Genomic DNA, 15,435 nt, shown 5'->3' on the forward strand with positions numbered 1-15,435 from the left:
GCGGGGCCTGAGCGGCCGGCTCCGGACGGAGTCTATGGCAGCATCCAGCCGAGCACCGGCGTGGACTGCAGGAAGACAAGGCAGCACAGGGCCAGCAGCAGGATGAGGCTCCAGCCAACCACTTTGCGGAACAATACCGATTCCTGCCCGCTCATGTTCACCGCGGCGGCGCCGATGGCCAGGTTCTGCGGGCTGATCAGCTTGCCCATCACTCCGCCGCCGGTGTTGGCGGCAACCAGGAGCTGGGGATCAATCCCGGCCTGAATCCCGGCGGTCTGCTGCAGCTTGGCGAACAGCGCGTTCGCCGAGGTGTCCGAACCGGTCACGGCGGTGCCGATCCATCCCAGCACGGGGGAAAGAAACGCGAAGAACGCTCCGGTTCCGGCCAGCCAGGTTCCAATCGAGACGGTCTGTCCGGAGAAGTTCATGACGTAGGCCAGGGCCAGCACCGCCAGGATGGTCATGGCCGCCGAGCGCATCCGGACCGCAGTGCGGCCGATTTCCTTCACGGCCTCCCCGATGGCCAGCGGATACCGCCCGCCGTCGTTGAACCGGGAATAGACCACAGCCACAATGAGCCCGCTGATCAATAGCAGGGTGCCCGGGCTGATCAGCCACTCGAAGTTGTAGACGGTGGAGGACTGCTGCTGCCCGTTGGCGTCCAGGAGCTTCTCATGCAGGACAGGCCAGGGAATCTTGATGATCGTCTTCTCCAGGGCCTCGGGGATGTTGATGCCCCAGGTCCACAGGTTCACGATGCCGAATACGGCAATCACCAGGACATAGGGAAACAGTGCCATCCACGCCCGGCCCGGCGTAAGGCGGTCCGCTGCCGTGTCCGTGGCAGCCGTGCCGACGTCCGCGTTCCCGTCGCCGCCGGCCGGAGTCCAGCCTGACGAGCGGGCGGCGGCGAGTTCCTCGCTCATCCGCGCGTCGGCCTCTGCTCCGTTACGCGGATGCCAGACGCGCAGGAAGCCGACGGCGGCAGCCATCGCCACCAGCGAGGCGACAATGTCGGTGAGCTCATAGGAGAAGTAGTTGGAGCACAGGAACTGCATCACGGAGAAGACGACGCCGGTGAGCAGGGCCACGGGCCAGCAGTCGCGCAGACCCTTTCGTCCGTCCAGGATGAACAGCAGCACCAGCGGGATGAAGAAGGCCAGCAGCGGGGTTTGGCGTCCCACTACGGCACCGATCTCTTCGCCTGTGTAATTGGTGAGGTTGGCCGCCGTCGTAATGGGAATGGCCAGTGCCCCAAACGCCACCGGAGCGGTGTTGGCAACCAGGACTGCGGCGGCAGCACGGATGGGGGCGATCCCCAGGGCCAGGAGCATCGTGACGGTGATTGCCACCGGAGCCCCGAAGCCGGCCAGCGCTTCCAGCAGCCCGCCGAAGCAGAAGGCCACGAGGATGGCCTGGACCCGCAGGTCGCCGCCGCCCACGGCGTCGAACACGCGGCGCAGGTCCTCGAACCGGCCGCTCAGGACCGTGACCTGGTACAGCCACACGGCCATGATGATGATCCACACCACCGGGAACAAGCCGAACGCTGCTCCCTGCGTGGCCGAGAGCAAAGCCAGGCCCACGGGCATCGAGAAACCCAGCACAGCGATGAGCAGGGCTGCCAGCAAAGACCAGGCCCCGGCAACGTAGGCCCTGGTTTTGACGACAGCCAGCAGGAAGAAGAACAGCAGCAGGGGAACGAGCGCCAGAAGTGCTGACCAGATAATGCTGTTGGCTACCGCGTCGGTGCTGGGGGTGAAGCTGTCCATGATTACCTCCGGGTCGCGCCTTATGGCGGCGTCAACGGAAAAACACGGGAAGCGGGCAAGGCCGCCAAAACGCGGGCTGCAGGCAGCACGGGAGAGCCCACCCTCAGAGTAGATCTGGCAGGGCATTTAGGCGCCCGGTACCGGAAAAATGCCCGGCTACCGCGGAACGGGGTTGACGGCCGGGCCCACCCCGGGTTTGCTGCGGAGAATCTTTGCAGCCGACGGGTCCTTATGGGCGCTCGGTGTACCAGCCCCGGGCCAGATAGATGTCCCGGTAGGTGCCGCGGTCAACGTCGAGGTCCTCCCGCCGGTCCAATCCCGCGGCAAGGGCAGTGTGCTGGGAACCAATGTTGTCCGCAGTCGTGTAGGCGACCACCGGCAGGCCCGGAAGAAGTTCATCCGCGAGCCGGACAGCCTCTCGGGCACCCTCGGTGGCGTAGCCGCGGCCCCAGACTTCAGGAAGGTAGCGGTAATAGAGGTTCAAAGCCGGCCGGGCATGGACCAGCCGGTGGGAGAGGCCGGTGAACCCGATCAGTGTCTGCGGATCCTCCTGGGTGCTGACGGCCCAAACACCGAACCCGTGACGGTACCAGTGGAGTCCTATTTCATGGAAAATCCGGGCCGAGGAAGCGCGGGTGACGGTGCGCGGAGCGGGATGGTGCACGTTGGTCCGGGGATCGGTGTGCAGATCCAGGGCGGCATGTTCATCACTGCCTTCGGGACGGCGGAGTATCAGCCGGCGGGTGTGGACCGGAGTCCAGTCGGCTACATCCTGTGCGGGCATGGATCCACTCTAAGGCACGCCTGGGGCGCCGGTCCGGAGCTCGCGGTGGTGGCGAACGTAGCCCATCACAGCCACCGCAATAGAGATGGCAGCCGAGACTGCCAGGCCCAGCCACAAGTCGACCTTCAAGGCTGCTGCACCGGCCAGGGCACCCAGCAGGATCAGCCCGATGGCGAGCGCCCGCCGCTGCCAGAACTGGCTGTTGCCGCCGGCCAGCCTGGAATCCGATGCCAGACCGGTGATGGTGGAGGTGACCACCACTGTGGTGATTTCGGCTACCTTCAGCCGCTTCGCCGTGGCTGCCTGCACCCCCATCACCGTGGCCATGGAGGACGTGGTGAGGCTGCCCAGGGTGGCGTTGCCCTGCACATCCGCCACCGCCACGAACACAGCGAGCGCAGTGAGACCCCCGGCCACCACGGTCAGGGCCACCGACGTGCGCCAGGACCAGCCCTCCGGCCCCTTGCGCAGCATCCGTCCGGCCAGGGCTGCGCCGAGCATGAAGAAGATCAGTGCCAGCAGGGGCCGCAGGATCGGCAGATCGGCCCCGCCGGCGAAGGCCATGCCCAGGAGGACCACGTTTCCCGTCATGTTGCCGGTGAACACGCGGTCCAGCCCCAGATAACCGACGGCGTCCACCACTCCGGTGGAGAAGGTCAGCGCCAGCATCAACCACAGGTGCACCCGTTCGGTGGGCACCGCATTCAACCGCTTCACGCCGGGGAACTCCTTCATCTGGATGTGATGCAGGCAACTGTATACGATCCACCGGGTGTAGTTTCGATGGTATTCAGCAGTGGCCACCTCCAGCCGAAAGCGACCCCGTGACCTACACAGCCCCCGATTCCTTCACTACCCGCCCCACTCTTCAAGGCACCTTCGGCATGAGCGCTTCCACCCACTGGCTGGCCACCGCTTCCTCCCAAGCAGTGCTGGAACGCGGCGGGAACGCCTTTGATGCGGCCACCGCCGCAGCATTCGTCCTGCACGTGGTGGAGCCCCACCTCAACGGGCCAGGCGGAGACATGACCGGAGTGTTCGTGACCGCCGACAACCCGTCCGAGCCGGTGGTCCTGATGGGACAGGGAGCCGCTCCGGGCGGTGCCACCAGGGAACACTACCTTGCCCAGGGACTGGAACTGGTTCCCGGAGCCGGGGCCCTGGCCGCGGCGGTGCCGGCCGCCGTCGACGCCTGGCTGCTGCTGCTGCGGGACCACGGCACCTGGGAACTGGGGGATGTCCTTGCCTTCGCCGTCGGCTACGCCCGCAACGGCCATCCGGTGCTGGGCCGGGTGGGCAGCACCATCGCCTCGGTGGCGGACCTCTTCACGGAGCACTGGCCCAGCTCCGCTGCGCAGTGGATGCCCGGCGGGCGGATCCCGGCGGACGGCGAAATGATCCGGAATGCAGCCTACGCGGCGGTGCTGGACCGGCTTGCGGCGGCTGGCAAACCGGGGGACAGCCGTGAGGAACGGATCGATGCCGCCCGCCGCGAATGGCGCGAAGGCTTCGTGGCGCGTGCCGCCGTGGACTTCCTGTCCGCCCCGCACCGCCACTCCTCCGGCGCGGACCACGCCGGCGTCATGACCATGGAAGATTTCGCGTCCGCCAGTGCCTCGTACGAACCCGCACTGACCTTTGAATTCCGCGGGCACACCATCGCCAAGACCGGGCCCTGGGGCCAGGGGCCGGCGCTGCTGCAGACCCTTGCCATTCTGGCCGGCTACGACGACGAATACCTGGACCCCTCCACTGAGCTGGGCGCCCACACGATCCTGGAGGCGCAGAAACTGGCCATAGCAGACCGCGAGGCCTACTACGGCGACGCGGATGTGCCCATGGATTACCTGCTGAGCGAGGAATACGCCGCCACCCGCCGCGCACTGATCACGGATAAGGCCTCGCATGAATTTCGCCCCGGCACGGTGCCCGGTCACACGCCGTTTGTCCCGCCGCTGCGTACCGGGTACATCGCGTCGGCCCTTGCCGGGCAGCAGGCCTTCGCAGGAGTGGGGGAACCCACTGTTCTTCCCACGGGGGAGACCCGCGGCGACACCTGCCATGTGGACGTGGTGGACCAGTGGGGGAACATGGTCTCTGCGACGCCGTCGGGCGGCTGGCTGCAGTCCTCGCCCACCATTCCGGAGCTGGGCTTCTGCCTGGGGTCACGCCTGCAGATGACCTGGCTTGAGGAGGGCGCGCCGTCCACCCTCGCTGCGGGCAAGCGGCCCCGAACCACGCTGACGCCCACTCTGGTCCTCAAGGACGGCAAACCGGTCACGGCCCTGGGCTCGCCCGGCGGAGACCAGCAGGACCAGTGGCAGCTGCTCTACCTGCTGCGCACGCTGGTTGGCGGATACTCGCCGCAGCAGGCAGTGGATGCCCCCGCCCTGCACACCACATCCATTCCCGGGTCCTTCTATCCGCGGACCTGGACCCCGGGCGGCGCCGTGGTGGAGGACCGGCTGGGAGAGGCCGTCATTGAAGGCCTCGAAGCCCGAGGGCACGTGGTGACCCGGGCAGGAGACTGGGCCCTGGGCCGCCTGTCCTCGGTGGTCAGCGATCCGGCCACGGGAGTGCTTGGGGCGGCGGCAAATCCGCGGGGAGCGCAGGGGTACGCCGCCGGACGCTAGGGAGCGCCGCCGGCACTCTCCATAACGGCTGCAGCTGCCGCCCCGGGTCAGGGCAGCAGCTGCAGTTGCGCTGGTGGCAGGTTAGCCGACGGGTTTGGCTGGCACGATTAGGCGGCCGACGCCGCGCTTCCGCCGCTGGGGCCGCGGGCAATCCGCCGGCGCTGCCAGAGCGACCAGATCAGCCACAGGCCCCACACGGCCAGGAGGACGGCCGCTCCCATGATGACGGTGGACACGTCCAGCGGTCCGGTCCGCCCGGCGATAACCAGGAATCCCCACCAGGAGACCGCCGCCACCACGAGCAGGTTCACTGCAGGGGCAAGGGCGGCTGTTCCGCTGCGGGACCGGACAGCGGTCGCCACCATATCGACCGCCATCAGCACCGTGATTGCCGTGACCGTGCCGGTGGCGAAGGCCGCCACCTCCGGGGAGACGGTGCGGTTAATGAACCACAGGATCAGCACCACCGCCGCTGCCGCCAGCGCCAGTGCCTGCACGACGGCGGCCAGCAGGTTTAGGCCCAGCAGACGCCGGTCCGAGTCCCGGCGCTTGCCCGGGATATTGGACCACGCCTCGCGCCGGAACCAGGCCGCTGCCAGGTTGGCGAAGAGCATTGTCGATCCGGCGGCGATAAAGGGGACCACGAAGTTGTTGCTTCCCACCCACACCAGGGCCGCGACGGCGGCAAAAACCTGCGGCGAGCCGATGATGCCCATCACCCAGGCCAGCAGGAACGGCCGGCGGGCCGGTGCGAGATCCAGTGGATGGACTAGATACTGTTCGTTGGCGTCGGGTAGCTGGACGCGTTCATTGATCTGTTTCACGGAGACCTCCAAGGGACCGTGTCCAGGTGCGGGCCGCGCAGGCCGCCCCGGGCAATCTCATATATCTTCTGCCGGGACACACCCAGCTCTTCGGCGACCGTTACCGCGCTGAAGTCCTCGAGGAGGTCAGCTGCCGCCAGTGACCTGATGCCCGAGGCCCGGCGGCCCAGCTGGGCTGCCAGGGCACCGACCTCAGCGGCCAGGAGGGCTGCGGCCAGGGTTCCGCCAAACGGGTCCGCCCAGCCGGGGGATCCTTGGACGGCTGCAGCGTAAAGCCGGTCTCCGCCGTCGGCCAGGACGGTTCGCACCTGCTCTGCTGACAATCCGGCCGCCTCGAAGCGGCCGCCAATGGCTCCCCGCTCTTCCGGGGGCCGGTGGGACAGGACGCTGTCCCACAGTGGTTCGGGGCTGTCATCCCCGGGGTGACTATTCATGTCTTGAAGTGTGCGCGCGGTTTCCATGACTGTCTACCCCCTGGTGACAAGTTTCTTGGGGGCCTTTCGGCGGGAGCCGGACATCCGGCGGAACAGCAGCCGAAGCAGCTGGTCCCGATGAACCGGAGTCCGTGGATGCTCCGGCCGTTCCCCTGCACCGGACCCGCGCCTACCATTGCTGAAAAGGGATCCAAACCTATGTGAGCGAGGCTCTGCAATGGCCAATATCACCACCCGACCTGTGACCAAGCTGGGAATCGTAGGTGCGGGAAGCGTGGGAACATCCCTCGCCTACGCGGCCCTTATCCGGGACGCAGCCCGGGAAATTGCGATCTACGACATTGACGCCGTCAGGGCCGAAGCCGAGGGGCTGGACCTGGCCCACGGTACGCAGTTCACCGGCGCAAACACGGTGACCGGCGGCGGAAATATCGAGGCGCTGGCAGGATCGGACGTCATCGTGATTACGGCCGGGGCGCGGCAGAAGCCGGGGCAATCGAGGCTTGACCTGGCCGGGGTCAACGTTGGCATCATTCAAAACCTGATGACACAGCTGATGGAACAGGCGCCGGACGCCGTGTACGTCGTCGTCACGAACCCCTGTGACGTGCTGACCGTGGCGGCCCAGAAGGCCTCCGGCCTTCCATGGAACCGGATTTTCTCCTCCGGCACCGTGCTGGACACCTCCAGGCTGCGTTTGCTGCTGGCCCGGGAGGCGCACGTGCTGATGACCAGTGTGCACGCCACCATCATCGGTGAGCACGGGGACTCGGAGTTTCCGGTGTGGTCCAGCGCTTCCATTGGTCCGGTGCCGATTCGGGACTGGAAAATCAGCGGCCGGCAGGTTTTCACCCAGGAGTATCTGGACGCGGTCACGCATGACGTGGTGACAGCCGCCTACAAGGTCATTGAGGGCAAGGGCGCCACCAACTACGCCATCGGGCTGGCCGGAATCAGGATTGTGGAAGCCATTATGCAGGCGGAGAACGCGGTGCTGCCGGTGTCGGCGATCATGCAGGGCGCCTACGGCATTGAGGGCGTCGCGCTGTCCCTGCCCTCAATAGTTGGCATCAACGGCGTCTACGGCATGCTGGAAATGCCGCTGGACGAGACGGAGACCCGGCAGTTCCAGGACTCCGCCGAGACCCTGCGGAACACCCTCACCAAACTTGGAGTGTAGCTGGTGAGGGTGCTCGTTCCCGCGGAGGCAGCAGCTGATCCCGCGGGATCCCGCGGAACTAGGCGGGGACGGTCACTGCCGGTTCGCCGTCGCCCTTGGAAATTCGCACGGCGTCGTCGAATTCGGCGTCGATCTCAGCTGAGGGCTTGAAGGTGACCCGGCTGACAATGACGGTCAGCAGCAGGTTGATCAGGAAGCCTGGAATGATCTCGTACACGTCGCCCAGGATTCCCGGCATCTCAAACGTGCCCCAGATGAAGGCGACGGCTGCGCCGGCGATCATGCCCGTCAGCGCGCCGGCGGTGGTCAGTCGGCGCCAGTACAGCGCGAGCAGGATGGTGGGGCCGAAAGCGGCGCCGAAGCCGGCCCAGGCAAACCCCACCAGGTCAAGGATCGAGGCGTTGCGGTCCAGGGCAATCAGGACCGAAATCACCGAGACCACCAGCACGCCCATGCGGCCCAGCATCACCATGGAGCCCGGGGAAGCATCGCGCTTGAGCACGATCTTGTAGAGGTCCTCCACCAGGGCTGAGGACGTGACGATCAACTGTGAGGAAATGGTGCTCATGATCGCGGCCAGGACTGCGGCGAGAACGAAACCGGCCACCAGCGGGTGGAAGAAGATCAGGGAGAGCTCCAGGAACACGGCTTCGGGATCGCTCAGGGTGAGGTTGTTCTGCTGGAAGTAGGCAGCACCGATCAGTGCGGTCATCAAAGCGCCGATCACGGTCAGCAGCATCCAGCCCACTCCGATCCGGCGGCCGGCCACGGCATCCTTGGGGGAGCGCAGTGCCATGAAACGGACAATGATGTGCGGCTGGCCAAAGTAGCCCAGGCCCCACGCAAGTGCCGAGATGATACCGACGGCGGTGCCGCCGGCGATCGGATCCAGCATGTCCGGGTTAATCTCGCGCAGGGAATCGGTCATCCCGCCGAATCCGCCCACCTGGCCCAGCCCCACCAGCGGAACGAGGATCAGGGCAGCGAGCATCATCAGGCCCTGGACAACGTCGGTGTAGCTGGCGCCCAGGAAGCCGCCGAAGAGCGTGTAGGCAATGGTCACGCCGGCAACAATGAGCATGCCCACCAGATAGGTGGAGCCGAAGGAGCTCTCAAAGAAGACGCCGCCGGCCACCATGCCGGAGGAAACATAGAACGTGAAGAACACCAGGATGATGACCCCGGAGACCACACGCAGGATCCGCGAACGGTCCTTCAGCCGGTTCTCCAGGAAGCTGGGCACCGTAATGGAGTTGTTGGAGACCAAAGTGTAGGAGCGCAGGCGGGGAGCCACGAACTTCCAGTTCAGCCACGCGCCGGCGGTGAGGCCGACGGCGATCCAGCCCTCCACCAGGCCGGAGACATAGATGGCGCCGGGCAAACCCATCAGCAGCCAGCCGGACATGTCCGACGCGCCGGCGCTGAGGGCTGCGACGCCGGGCTTCAAATCCCGGCCGGCGAGCATGTAGTCGTCGAGGTCGGTGGTACGCCGGTAGGCCCACCAACCGATCGCCAGCATGGCGAGCATATAAATCGCCATGGCGATCAGTTTGTACGTCTGGTCAGTCATAGTGTTGTTAGCCGTTCACTCTGGTTACGTATCGCGGTTGGAGCCCGAAGGCCCCACCAAGTATGCCAAGCGTCACAGTGAGCGGTGAAATCAGAGAATTCAGCGGGACCGAAACCGCCCCGGTCAGCGGCGCGTCCCGGAACACGCCGCTGACCAAACGAGGGGCACCAGGGACGGTTAGCCGGTCACGAAGGTGTCGGCGATGCCCAGGACGTCATCGATGATGTCCAGTCCCGTGCGGGCTTCCTCATCGGTGACGTTCAGCGGCGGAACCACGTGGAGGCGGTTGAAGTTAGCGAAGGGCAGCAGCCCGCGGTCCTTGCAGGCCGCGATCAGCGTGTTCATCTCCGGGCTGGAGCCGCCGTAGGGTGCCAGCGGTTCCCGGGTCTCCGGGTTCTTGACCAGTTCAATGGCCCAGAAGGCGCCCGTGCCGCGGACTTCGCCCACGCTGGCGTGCGTGGCGGCTATTTCCGCCAGCCCGGGGCCGAAGACGGTGTCGCCCAGCCGTGCGGCGTTTTCCACCATGCCCTCTTCCCGCATGGCGCCGATGGTGGCCACCGCCGCGGCACACGCGAGCGGATGCCCGGAGTAGGTCAGACCGCCGGGGTAGGCCCTGTCGGCGAAGGTCGCGGCAATTTCATCGGAGATGGCCACACCGCCCAGCGGCACATAACCCGAGTTCACGCCCTTGGCGAAGGTGAGCAGATCCGGCACCACATCGCCGCCGTGTTCAACGGCGAACCACTTGCCGGAGCGGCCAAAGCCGGCCATCACCTCATCGGCAATGAACATGATGCCGTAGCGGCGGGCCAGTTCCCGGGCCCCGGCGAGATATCCGGGCGGCGGCACCATGATTCCGGCAGTGCCGGGAATGGACTCCAGCACGACGGCGGCGAACGCCGACGGCCCTTCCAGCTGGATGATCTGCTCCAGATGATCCAGTGCGCGCCGGCATTCCTCCTGTTCCGTGGCGGCGTGGAACTGGGACCGGTAGAGGAACGGGGCATGGAAATGGACGGTACCGGCAGTGCCGTAGTCGTTGGGAATCCGGCGGGGATCCCCGGTGACGTTTACGGCCAGTGCAGTGCCGCCGTGATAGGACCGGTAGGCGGAGAGGACCTTGTAGCGTCCGGTGTGGAGGCGGGCCATGCGGACGGCGTGTTCAATGGCGTCTGCACCGCCGTTGGTGAAGAAAATGGTGTCCAGATTTCCCGGCGTCAGTTCTGATACCAGCCGGGCCGCTTCCGAGCGTGCGTCGTTGACGTACTGCGGAGCAATGGTGCACAGCTTGCCGGCCTGCTCCTGGATGGCGGCGACCACCTTGGGATGCTGGTGGCCGATGTTGGTGTTCACGAGCTGCGAGGAGAAGTCGAGCAGCTTCCGGCCCTCGCCGTCCCACACATAGGAGCCCTCGGCGCGGGTGACGGTCATGGGTTTGATCTGCTTTTGGGCGGACCAGGAGTGGAAAACGTGTTGGCGGTCCAGTTCATAGGCGCGTCGGCCCGCGGCGAGTTCCGCTTCGGTTACTGCGGATTCGGTGGTGGTGTTCATGTTCGGTAGTCCTCCTGGGTCTTAGGCGTTCTGCGGGAAGCCGAGGTTCAAGCCGCCGTGGCTGGGGTCCAGCCAGCGGGTGGTGACCACCTTCCCGCGGGTGAAGAAGTGCACTCCCTCGGTGCCGTGTGCGTGCGAGTCGCCGAAGAGCGAATTCTTCCAGCCGCCGAAGGAGTAATAGGCCATGGGCACGGGGATGGGCACGTTGATGCCCACCATTCCCACCTCCACCTCGTTCTCGAAGCGCCGGGCGGCGCCGCCGTCGTTGGTAAAGATGGCGGTGCCGTTGCCGTAGGGGTTGGCATTGATCAGTGCCACGGCGCCCTCGTAACTGTCCGCACGGATGACGGAAAGCACCGGACCGAAAATTTCATCGGTGTAGATGGACATGTCCGGGGTGACCCGGTCGAACAGGGTCGGGCCGAGGAAGAACCCCTCGCCCTCCGCGTCGGGCGCCACGTCCCGGCCGTCCACCACCACGCCGGCGCCGGCGGCAGCTCCGGCTTCGATGTAGCCGGCCACCCTGTCGCGGTGGGCAGCGGTCACCAGCGGCCCCATATCGGCGCCGCGCAGCCCGTCCCCGACGCGCAGCGTACGGGTGCGCTCGGCGATCTTGGCCACCAGCTCATCGGCAATCGGTTCGACGGCGACCAGTGCGGAGATGGCCATGCAGCGCTCGCCGGCGGACCCGAAGCCCGCGTTGACGGCGGCGTCGGCGGCCAGGTCCAGGTCGGCGTCGGGCAGGACAATCATGTGGTTCTTGGCGCCGCCCAGAGCCTGGACGCGTTTTCCGGCGGCCGTGGCCTCACGGTAGACGTACTGGGCAATGGGCGTGGAGCCGACGAAGGAGACGGACTTGATGTCCGGGTGGTGGAGCAGGGTGTCCACCGCTTCCTTGTCACCGTGGACCACGTTGAAGACGCCGTCCGGCAGGCCCGCTTCCTTCCATAGCTCCGCCATCCAGTTCGCCGCGGTCGGATCCTTTTCGCTGGGCTTGACGACGACGGTGTTGCCGGCCGCGATGGCGACCGGGAAGAACCACATGGGTACCATGGCCGGAAAATTGAAAGGGCTGATGATGGCGGCCGGACCCACCGGCTGGCGCAGGGAATGCACGTCCACGCTGGTGGAGGCATTTTCGGTGTAGCCGCCCTTGAGGAGGTGCGGAATGCCGCAGGCGAATTCCACGACTTCCTGGCCGCGGCTGATTTCGCCGAGGGCGTCGTCGAGCACCTTGCCGTGCTCGGCGGTGATGATCGCGGCCAGCTCCGGCTTGCGGGCGTTCAGGAGCTCGCGGAAGGTGAAGAGGATTTGCACGCGGCGGGCAAGTGACGTGTCGCGCCAGAGCGGGAAAGCCGCCGTTGCGGCGGCGACGGCGTCGTTGACCGTCTCTGCGGAGGCCAGGGCCACCTGGGACGTGACCTTGCCCGTGGCCGGATTGGTGACGTCGGCCAGCCGGCTGTCGGCCGGTTTAGTGAAAGTGCCGTTGATCCAGTGCTGAGTGGTCTGCATGCCTGCTCCTGTGGATGGAACGCGGGAAACGGAAGTGGGACCATCCTGCCGTGGCAGGCCCCGCGACACCATTGCCAACCTGTCAGGAAATGTGGCGCAACCTTTACGGTTTGTAAGGACGCGCACGCGGAACAGGCCTAGACTCGCGGCATGATGCTGACGGTGGCCGCAGTGCTGGACCTGGACGTGATGCGCGCGGGGGAGCCGGAAGTGCTCGCGGGGAGGGAACTGCTGGAGCGCCCGGTGCGCTGGGTTCACGTCGCGGAACTGCGCAACCTGGCCGATCTGTTGGAGGGCGGTGAGCTGGTGCTCACCACCGGCCTGGCTTTCGGGGATTCCGCTGCGGCGGCGGCGGACTATCTGGCCGGGCTGGAGGCTGCCGGAGCGGCGGGCGTCATCGTGGAGCTCACCCGGGACCGGCCGGCCGACGCGGCGGCTTTGACCACTGCTGCCGCCGGTGCCCGGCTGCCGGTGATCCGGCTGCACCGGCGGATCCGTTTTGTGGAGGTTACCGAGGTGGTGCACCGGCGCATCGTGGCCCGGCAGTTTGAACAGGTGGCCCGGGCACGGGAGGTCCACGAGGTGTTCACGATGCTGAGCCTGCAAAGCGCCGGCGTCCAGGAGATTGTGGACCGGGCAGCGCAGCTGCTGGACTCTCCGGTGGTCCTGGAAGACAGCTCGCACCTGGTGGTGGCTTTTGCGCCGGGGCCGGTACCGTCAAAGGATCTGCTGCGGGACTGGCAGCGCCGTTCCCGCGCGGTGCACCGTTCCGGTTTAGCAGAGGAAAATTTTTCGGCGGCAGCGGACGCAGCGTGGCTGCAGGCGCCGGTGGGGCTGGGCAGCCAGCGCTGGGGCCGCCTGGTGATCCCCGGACTTCCGGTTGCGTCGGAAGCCGCCGCCGCGGAGGCGTCCATGGTGCTGGAACGTGCCGGCCAGGCACTGTCCATCAACCGGCTGGCCGAGCGCGACCAGGCAGGCTTGTCGCAGCAGGCGCAAGCGGGCCTGATCCATGAACTGCGCTCGCCGCGGGGGCCCGATGAAGCCGAGGCCCGAACGCGGGCGGAGGCGCTGGGACTGAAACCTTCGCCGGCCTACCTTCCGCTGGTGCTGCATCTGGAAGCAGGTGCGGGCCAGGATCCCATGTCCATGCAGCGTAAAGAGCGCGCGTTGCTCGAAATGCTGGACAGTGTCCTGTCCTCCACCCGGAATACTGCGCTGGCTGCCGCTGTGCAGACCGGCCAGGTGGCAGTACTGCTGGCCCTGCCGGCCCGGCTGCTCGAGGACAGCGTGCTGGAGCGCATCTGCGGGGTGCTGGCCGAACGGTCCGCGGAGGCCGCCGAACCGCTGACCTGGACCGCCGGGGCCGGACGTGCCCGTTCTGCTCTCTCGGATGCCGCCGCCGGCCTTGATGAGGCTGCCCACGTGGCGCAGACAGCGGGAACCCTGTCCGCCGGGACCCGACGGTACTTCCGGTCCGCCGATGTCCGGCTCAGGGGACTGCTGGCCCTGTTGCGCGAAGATCCGCGGGCTGTCACGTTTGCCGACACCGAGCTGCGCGGGATCCTGGAGGAAGGCGCGGGGGAGGACCTGGCACTGCTGCAGAAATTTCTTGAATGCGGAGGCAACAAAACGGAGCTGGCCCGCCGCGGTTATCTGAGCCGCCCCACCCTGTACGCCCGGCTGGAACGGCTGGAAGCGAGGCTGGGGGTGTCCCTGGAAGATCCCGAATCCCGGACCTCACTGCACGTGGCGGTGCTCCTGCGGCAGCTGCGGTCCCTCTCGGCGGCAGGGTGAATGAAGCAGGCCATCGCTTAACATCCTTCGGCAACCGCCGGTGCTGGGGTAGGTTTTCCCCATGACTTCGACCACCTCGGTCTACGGCCAGGCCGTAGCTTCCGTACAGATCGACAATGCCCGCATCCGTGTGACCGAATGGCGTTTTCCGCCGGGGACCCAAACGGGCTGGCACCGCCATGAGCTGGACTATGTGGTGGTACCCACCGTTGACGGCCACATGAGCTATGAGACCGCTGAGGAACAGGTCACCAAGGACCTGGTGGTGGGTGCCTCCTATGCCCGGGAAGCCGGGGCCGAGCACAACGTCATCAACAAAACCGACACTGAATTCGCGTTCATCGAGATTGAGCTCAAGCAGCAGGGCTAGCCTCAGCGTCTGCGGCGGATGCGGATCGGTCCGCGGGCCGTGGAAAGATCGACGACGCCGCCGCCCTGGGTGATCTCGACGTCGCCGCTCGCCACCAGCTTGGCCGCCGCACTGCGGGCCGGGTCCATCAGCGGCCGCCAATTGTCCGGGGCCACCGCCCGGGCCGCGTCCGAGGGGCAGATGGTGGCGGTGTCCGCCCGGGCAGCGAGCAAGGCCAGGATGGCTGCCTCCAGGCGCGGGCCGACGTCGTCCTTCCGGGCGTTGGCGCTTCCGGCCTGGGATGTTCCGCTGGTATCCATGCAGGCCATTGTGCCGCCGACGTGCTGCTCACCGGAACCGGGTCCGGTGGAATTCCGCCGCCGGTTCCCGTTTGCCGCAGCGGTCTGGCCACGCAGACATGCAGCGGACCACACTTGAAGACAGATTCGGGCGGAACCGAACCGAAAGGACTGTCATGGGTGATCCGGTGTCACCGCAGGGAGCGGAGAATGAGCTGTTGATGGTGCGGGATTTCCCGGTCCCGCAGCAGGCTGTTTACGATGCCTGGGCAGATCTGGCGCATGCCACGGACTGGTGGGGACCCGAGGGCTTTATCGTGCCGCCGGATCGGGTGAGCATCGACAACCGCGTGGGCGGAACTTACCGCGCCTGCATGGTGAACACCCTGACCGGGGATGAGCTGTGGTGGGGCGGAACCCTGCGGGACCTGGAGCCTCCCCGCCGGCTGGCCATGACACAGCAGTGGCAGTCTCCGGACGGAACGCCGTCGAGCCCGGAAACCCTGATCACGGTGGACCTGACCGCGCATCACGGTGGAACGCGCATGACGTTCCGGCAGGGACCCTTCTCCGACCGGCGTGATCTGGACGGACACCAGAGCGGCTGGAACTCTTCCTTTGACCGGCTCTCCCGGTATCTGGTCCGCCGCGGCGGCGGCAGATGAGGTAAGCGGCGGCAGGCAGGCGGCGGCATAAAAGGCAGCGGCATGAAAAGGAGCGCGTGAAATAAGAG

At 66.6% G+C, this 15,435-nt stretch carries 14 protein-coding genes; 5 read left to right on the top strand and 9 right to left on the bottom strand.

Annotation, left to right across the window (positions count from 1 at the left end; genetic code table 11):
* Positions 1 to 32: 32 nt before the first annotated feature.
* The 3 genes from CXR03_RS13450 to CXR03_RS13460 all read right to left on the bottom strand — a co-directional run bounded on the left by CXR03_RS13450 (position 33) and on the right by CXR03_RS13460 (position 3,273).
* Positions 33 to 1,772, bottom strand: a complete 1,740-nt coding sequence (locus CXR03_RS13450) for an L-lactate permease (protein WP_104104289.1) — start codon at positions 1,770 to 1,772, stop codon at positions 33 to 35.
* 229 nt (positions 1,773 to 2,001) lie between these two features.
* Positions 2,002 to 2,556, bottom strand: coding sequence for a GNAT family N-acetyltransferase (locus CXR03_RS13455; protein WP_104055064.1), 555 nt, complete (start codon positions 2,554 to 2,556; stop codon positions 2,002 to 2,004).
* A 9-nt stretch (positions 2,557 to 2,565) separates the two neighbouring features.
* Positions 2,566 to 3,273, bottom strand: coding sequence for a YoaK family protein (locus CXR03_RS13460; protein ID WP_104104665.1), 708 nt, complete (start codon positions 3,271 to 3,273; stop codon positions 2,566 to 2,568).
* Positions 3,274 to 3,440: 167 nt separating this feature from the next.
* On the opposite strand from CXR03_RS13460, the gene CXR03_RS13465 reads away from it, so the two are divergent.
* Positions 3,441 to 5,189: a gamma-glutamyltransferase family protein gene (locus CXR03_RS13465; protein WP_258073646.1), complete on the top strand. Its 1,749-nt coding sequence runs from the start codon at positions 3,441 to 3,443 to the stop codon at positions 5,187 to 5,189.
* A gap of 107 nt (positions 5,190 to 5,296) precedes the next feature.
* Here CXR03_RS13465 and CXR03_RS13470 read toward each other — a convergent pair whose 3' ends face one another.
* Complete coding sequence (locus CXR03_RS13470) at positions 5,297 to 6,013, bottom strand: hypothetical protein (RefSeq protein WP_146070517.1); 717 nt, start codon at positions 6,011 to 6,013, stop codon at positions 5,297 to 5,299.
* On the bottom strand, positions 6,010 to 6,447 hold the full coding sequence (locus CXR03_RS13475; protein ID WP_146070518.1) for a hypothetical protein: 438 nt from the start codon (positions 6,445 to 6,447) through the stop codon (positions 6,010 to 6,012). The genes CXR03_RS13470 and CXR03_RS13475 overlap by 4 nt, the downstream gene beginning before the upstream one ends.
* A gap of 217 nt (positions 6,448 to 6,664) precedes the next feature.
* Here CXR03_RS13475 and CXR03_RS13480 point away from each other — a divergent pair, with 217 nt between their 5' ends.
* Positions 6,665 to 7,627 (top strand): L-lactate dehydrogenase, encoded by a 963-nt coding sequence (locus CXR03_RS13480; RefSeq protein ID WP_104104293.1) that lies wholly within the window; start codon positions 6,665 to 6,667, stop codon positions 7,625 to 7,627.
* A gap of 58 nt (positions 7,628 to 7,685) precedes the next feature.
* Here CXR03_RS13480 and putP read toward each other — a convergent pair whose 3' ends face one another.
* The 3 genes from putP to CXR03_RS13495 form a co-directional block, all read right to left on the bottom strand.
* A complete protein-coding gene (gene putP, locus CXR03_RS13485; protein ID WP_104104294.1) occupies positions 7,686 to 9,197 on the bottom strand; it encodes a sodium/proline symporter PutP in 1,512 nt (503 codons plus the stop codon).
* Between the two features lie 177 nt (positions 9,198 to 9,374).
* Entirely contained in the window at positions 9,375 to 10,748 is a 1,374-nt protein-coding gene (locus CXR03_RS13490; RefSeq protein WP_104104295.1) for an aspartate aminotransferase family protein, read from the bottom strand.
* 21 nt (positions 10,749 to 10,769) lie between these two features.
* A complete protein-coding gene (locus CXR03_RS13495; protein WP_104104296.1) occupies positions 10,770 to 12,260 on the bottom strand; it encodes a CoA-acylating methylmalonate-semialdehyde dehydrogenase in 1,491 nt (496 codons plus the stop codon).
* A 150-nt stretch (positions 12,261 to 12,410) separates the two neighbouring features.
* On the opposite strand from CXR03_RS13495, the gene CXR03_RS13500 reads away from it, so the two are divergent.
* Together CXR03_RS13500 and CXR03_RS13505 are read left to right on the top strand one after the other, a co-directional pair.
* Positions 12,411 to 14,054, top strand: a complete 1,644-nt coding sequence (locus CXR03_RS13500; RefSeq protein ID WP_104104297.1) for a PucR family transcriptional regulator ligand-binding domain-containing protein — start codon at positions 12,411 to 12,413, stop codon at positions 14,052 to 14,054.
* Between the two features lie 61 nt (positions 14,055 to 14,115).
* Positions 14,116 to 14,424, top strand: coding sequence for a cupin domain-containing protein (locus tag CXR03_RS13505; protein WP_104104298.1), 309 nt, complete (start codon positions 14,116 to 14,118; stop codon positions 14,422 to 14,424).
* Between the two features lie 2 nt (positions 14,425 to 14,426).
* Here the strand turns inward: CXR03_RS13505 and CXR03_RS13510 are convergent, their stop codons facing one another.
* Positions 14,427 to 14,723 (bottom strand): DUF3253 domain-containing protein, encoded by a 297-nt coding sequence (locus CXR03_RS13510; RefSeq protein ID WP_181034606.1) that lies wholly within the window; start codon positions 14,721 to 14,723, stop codon positions 14,427 to 14,429.
* 155 nt (positions 14,724 to 14,878) lie between these two features.
* Between CXR03_RS13510 and CXR03_RS13515 the strand changes: the two genes are divergently transcribed.
* Positions 14,879 to 15,367 (top strand): SRPBCC domain-containing protein, encoded by a 489-nt coding sequence (locus CXR03_RS13515; RefSeq protein ID WP_181034607.1) that lies wholly within the window; start codon positions 14,879 to 14,881, stop codon positions 15,365 to 15,367.
* Positions 15,368 to 15,435 lie beyond the last annotated feature (68 nt).

Origin of the sequence: Arthrobacter sp. 08Y14, from assembly GCF_002929455.1 — a bacterium.
GTDB classification, from domain to species: Bacteria; Actinomycetota; Actinomycetes; order Actinomycetales; family Micrococcaceae; genus Arthrobacter_B; species Arthrobacter_B sunyaminii.

Bases quoted from the DNA above. Each gene is read 5' to 3' on its own strand.
- CXR03_RS13465 (WP_258073646.1), top strand. From the start codon at position 3,441: ATGAGCGCTTCCACCCACTGGCTGGCCACCGCTTCCTCCCAAGCAGTG.
- CXR03_RS13510 (WP_181034606.1), bottom strand. From the start codon at position 14,723: ATGGATACCAGCGGAACATCCCAGGCCGGAAGCGCCAACGCCCGGAAG.
- CXR03_RS13515 (WP_181034607.1), top strand. From the start codon at position 14,879: ATGGGTGATCCGGTGTCACCGCAGGGAGCGGAGAATGAGCTGTTGATG.
- CXR03_RS13450 (WP_104104289.1), bottom strand. From the start codon at position 1,772: ATGGACAGCTTCACCCCCAGCACCGACGCGGTAGCCAACAGCATTATC.
- CXR03_RS13500 (WP_104104297.1), top strand. From the start codon at position 12,411: ATGATGCTGACGGTGGCCGCAGTGCTGGACCTGGACGTGATGCGCGCG.
- CXR03_RS13455 (WP_104055064.1), bottom strand. From the start codon at position 2,556: ATGCCCGCACAGGATGTAGCCGACTGGACTCCGGTCCACACCCGCCGG.
- CXR03_RS13495 (WP_104104296.1), bottom strand. From the start codon at position 12,260: ATGCAGACCACTCAGCACTGGATCAACGGCACTTTCACTAAACCGGCC.
- putP (WP_104104294.1), bottom strand. From the start codon at position 9,197: ATGACTGACCAGACGTACAAACTGATCGCCATGGCGATTTATATGCTC.
- CXR03_RS13505 (WP_104104298.1), top strand. From the start codon at position 14,116: ATGACTTCGACCACCTCGGTCTACGGCCAGGCCGTAGCTTCCGTACAG.
- CXR03_RS13480 (WP_104104293.1), top strand. From the start codon at position 6,665: ATGGCCAATATCACCACCCGACCTGTGACCAAGCTGGGAATCGTAGGT.
- CXR03_RS13475 (WP_146070518.1), bottom strand. From the start codon at position 6,447: ATGAATAGTCACCCCGGGGATGACAGCCCCGAACCACTGTGGGACAGC.
- CXR03_RS13490 (WP_104104295.1), bottom strand. From the start codon at position 10,748: ATGAACACCACCACCGAATCCGCAGTAACCGAAGCGGAACTCGCCGCG.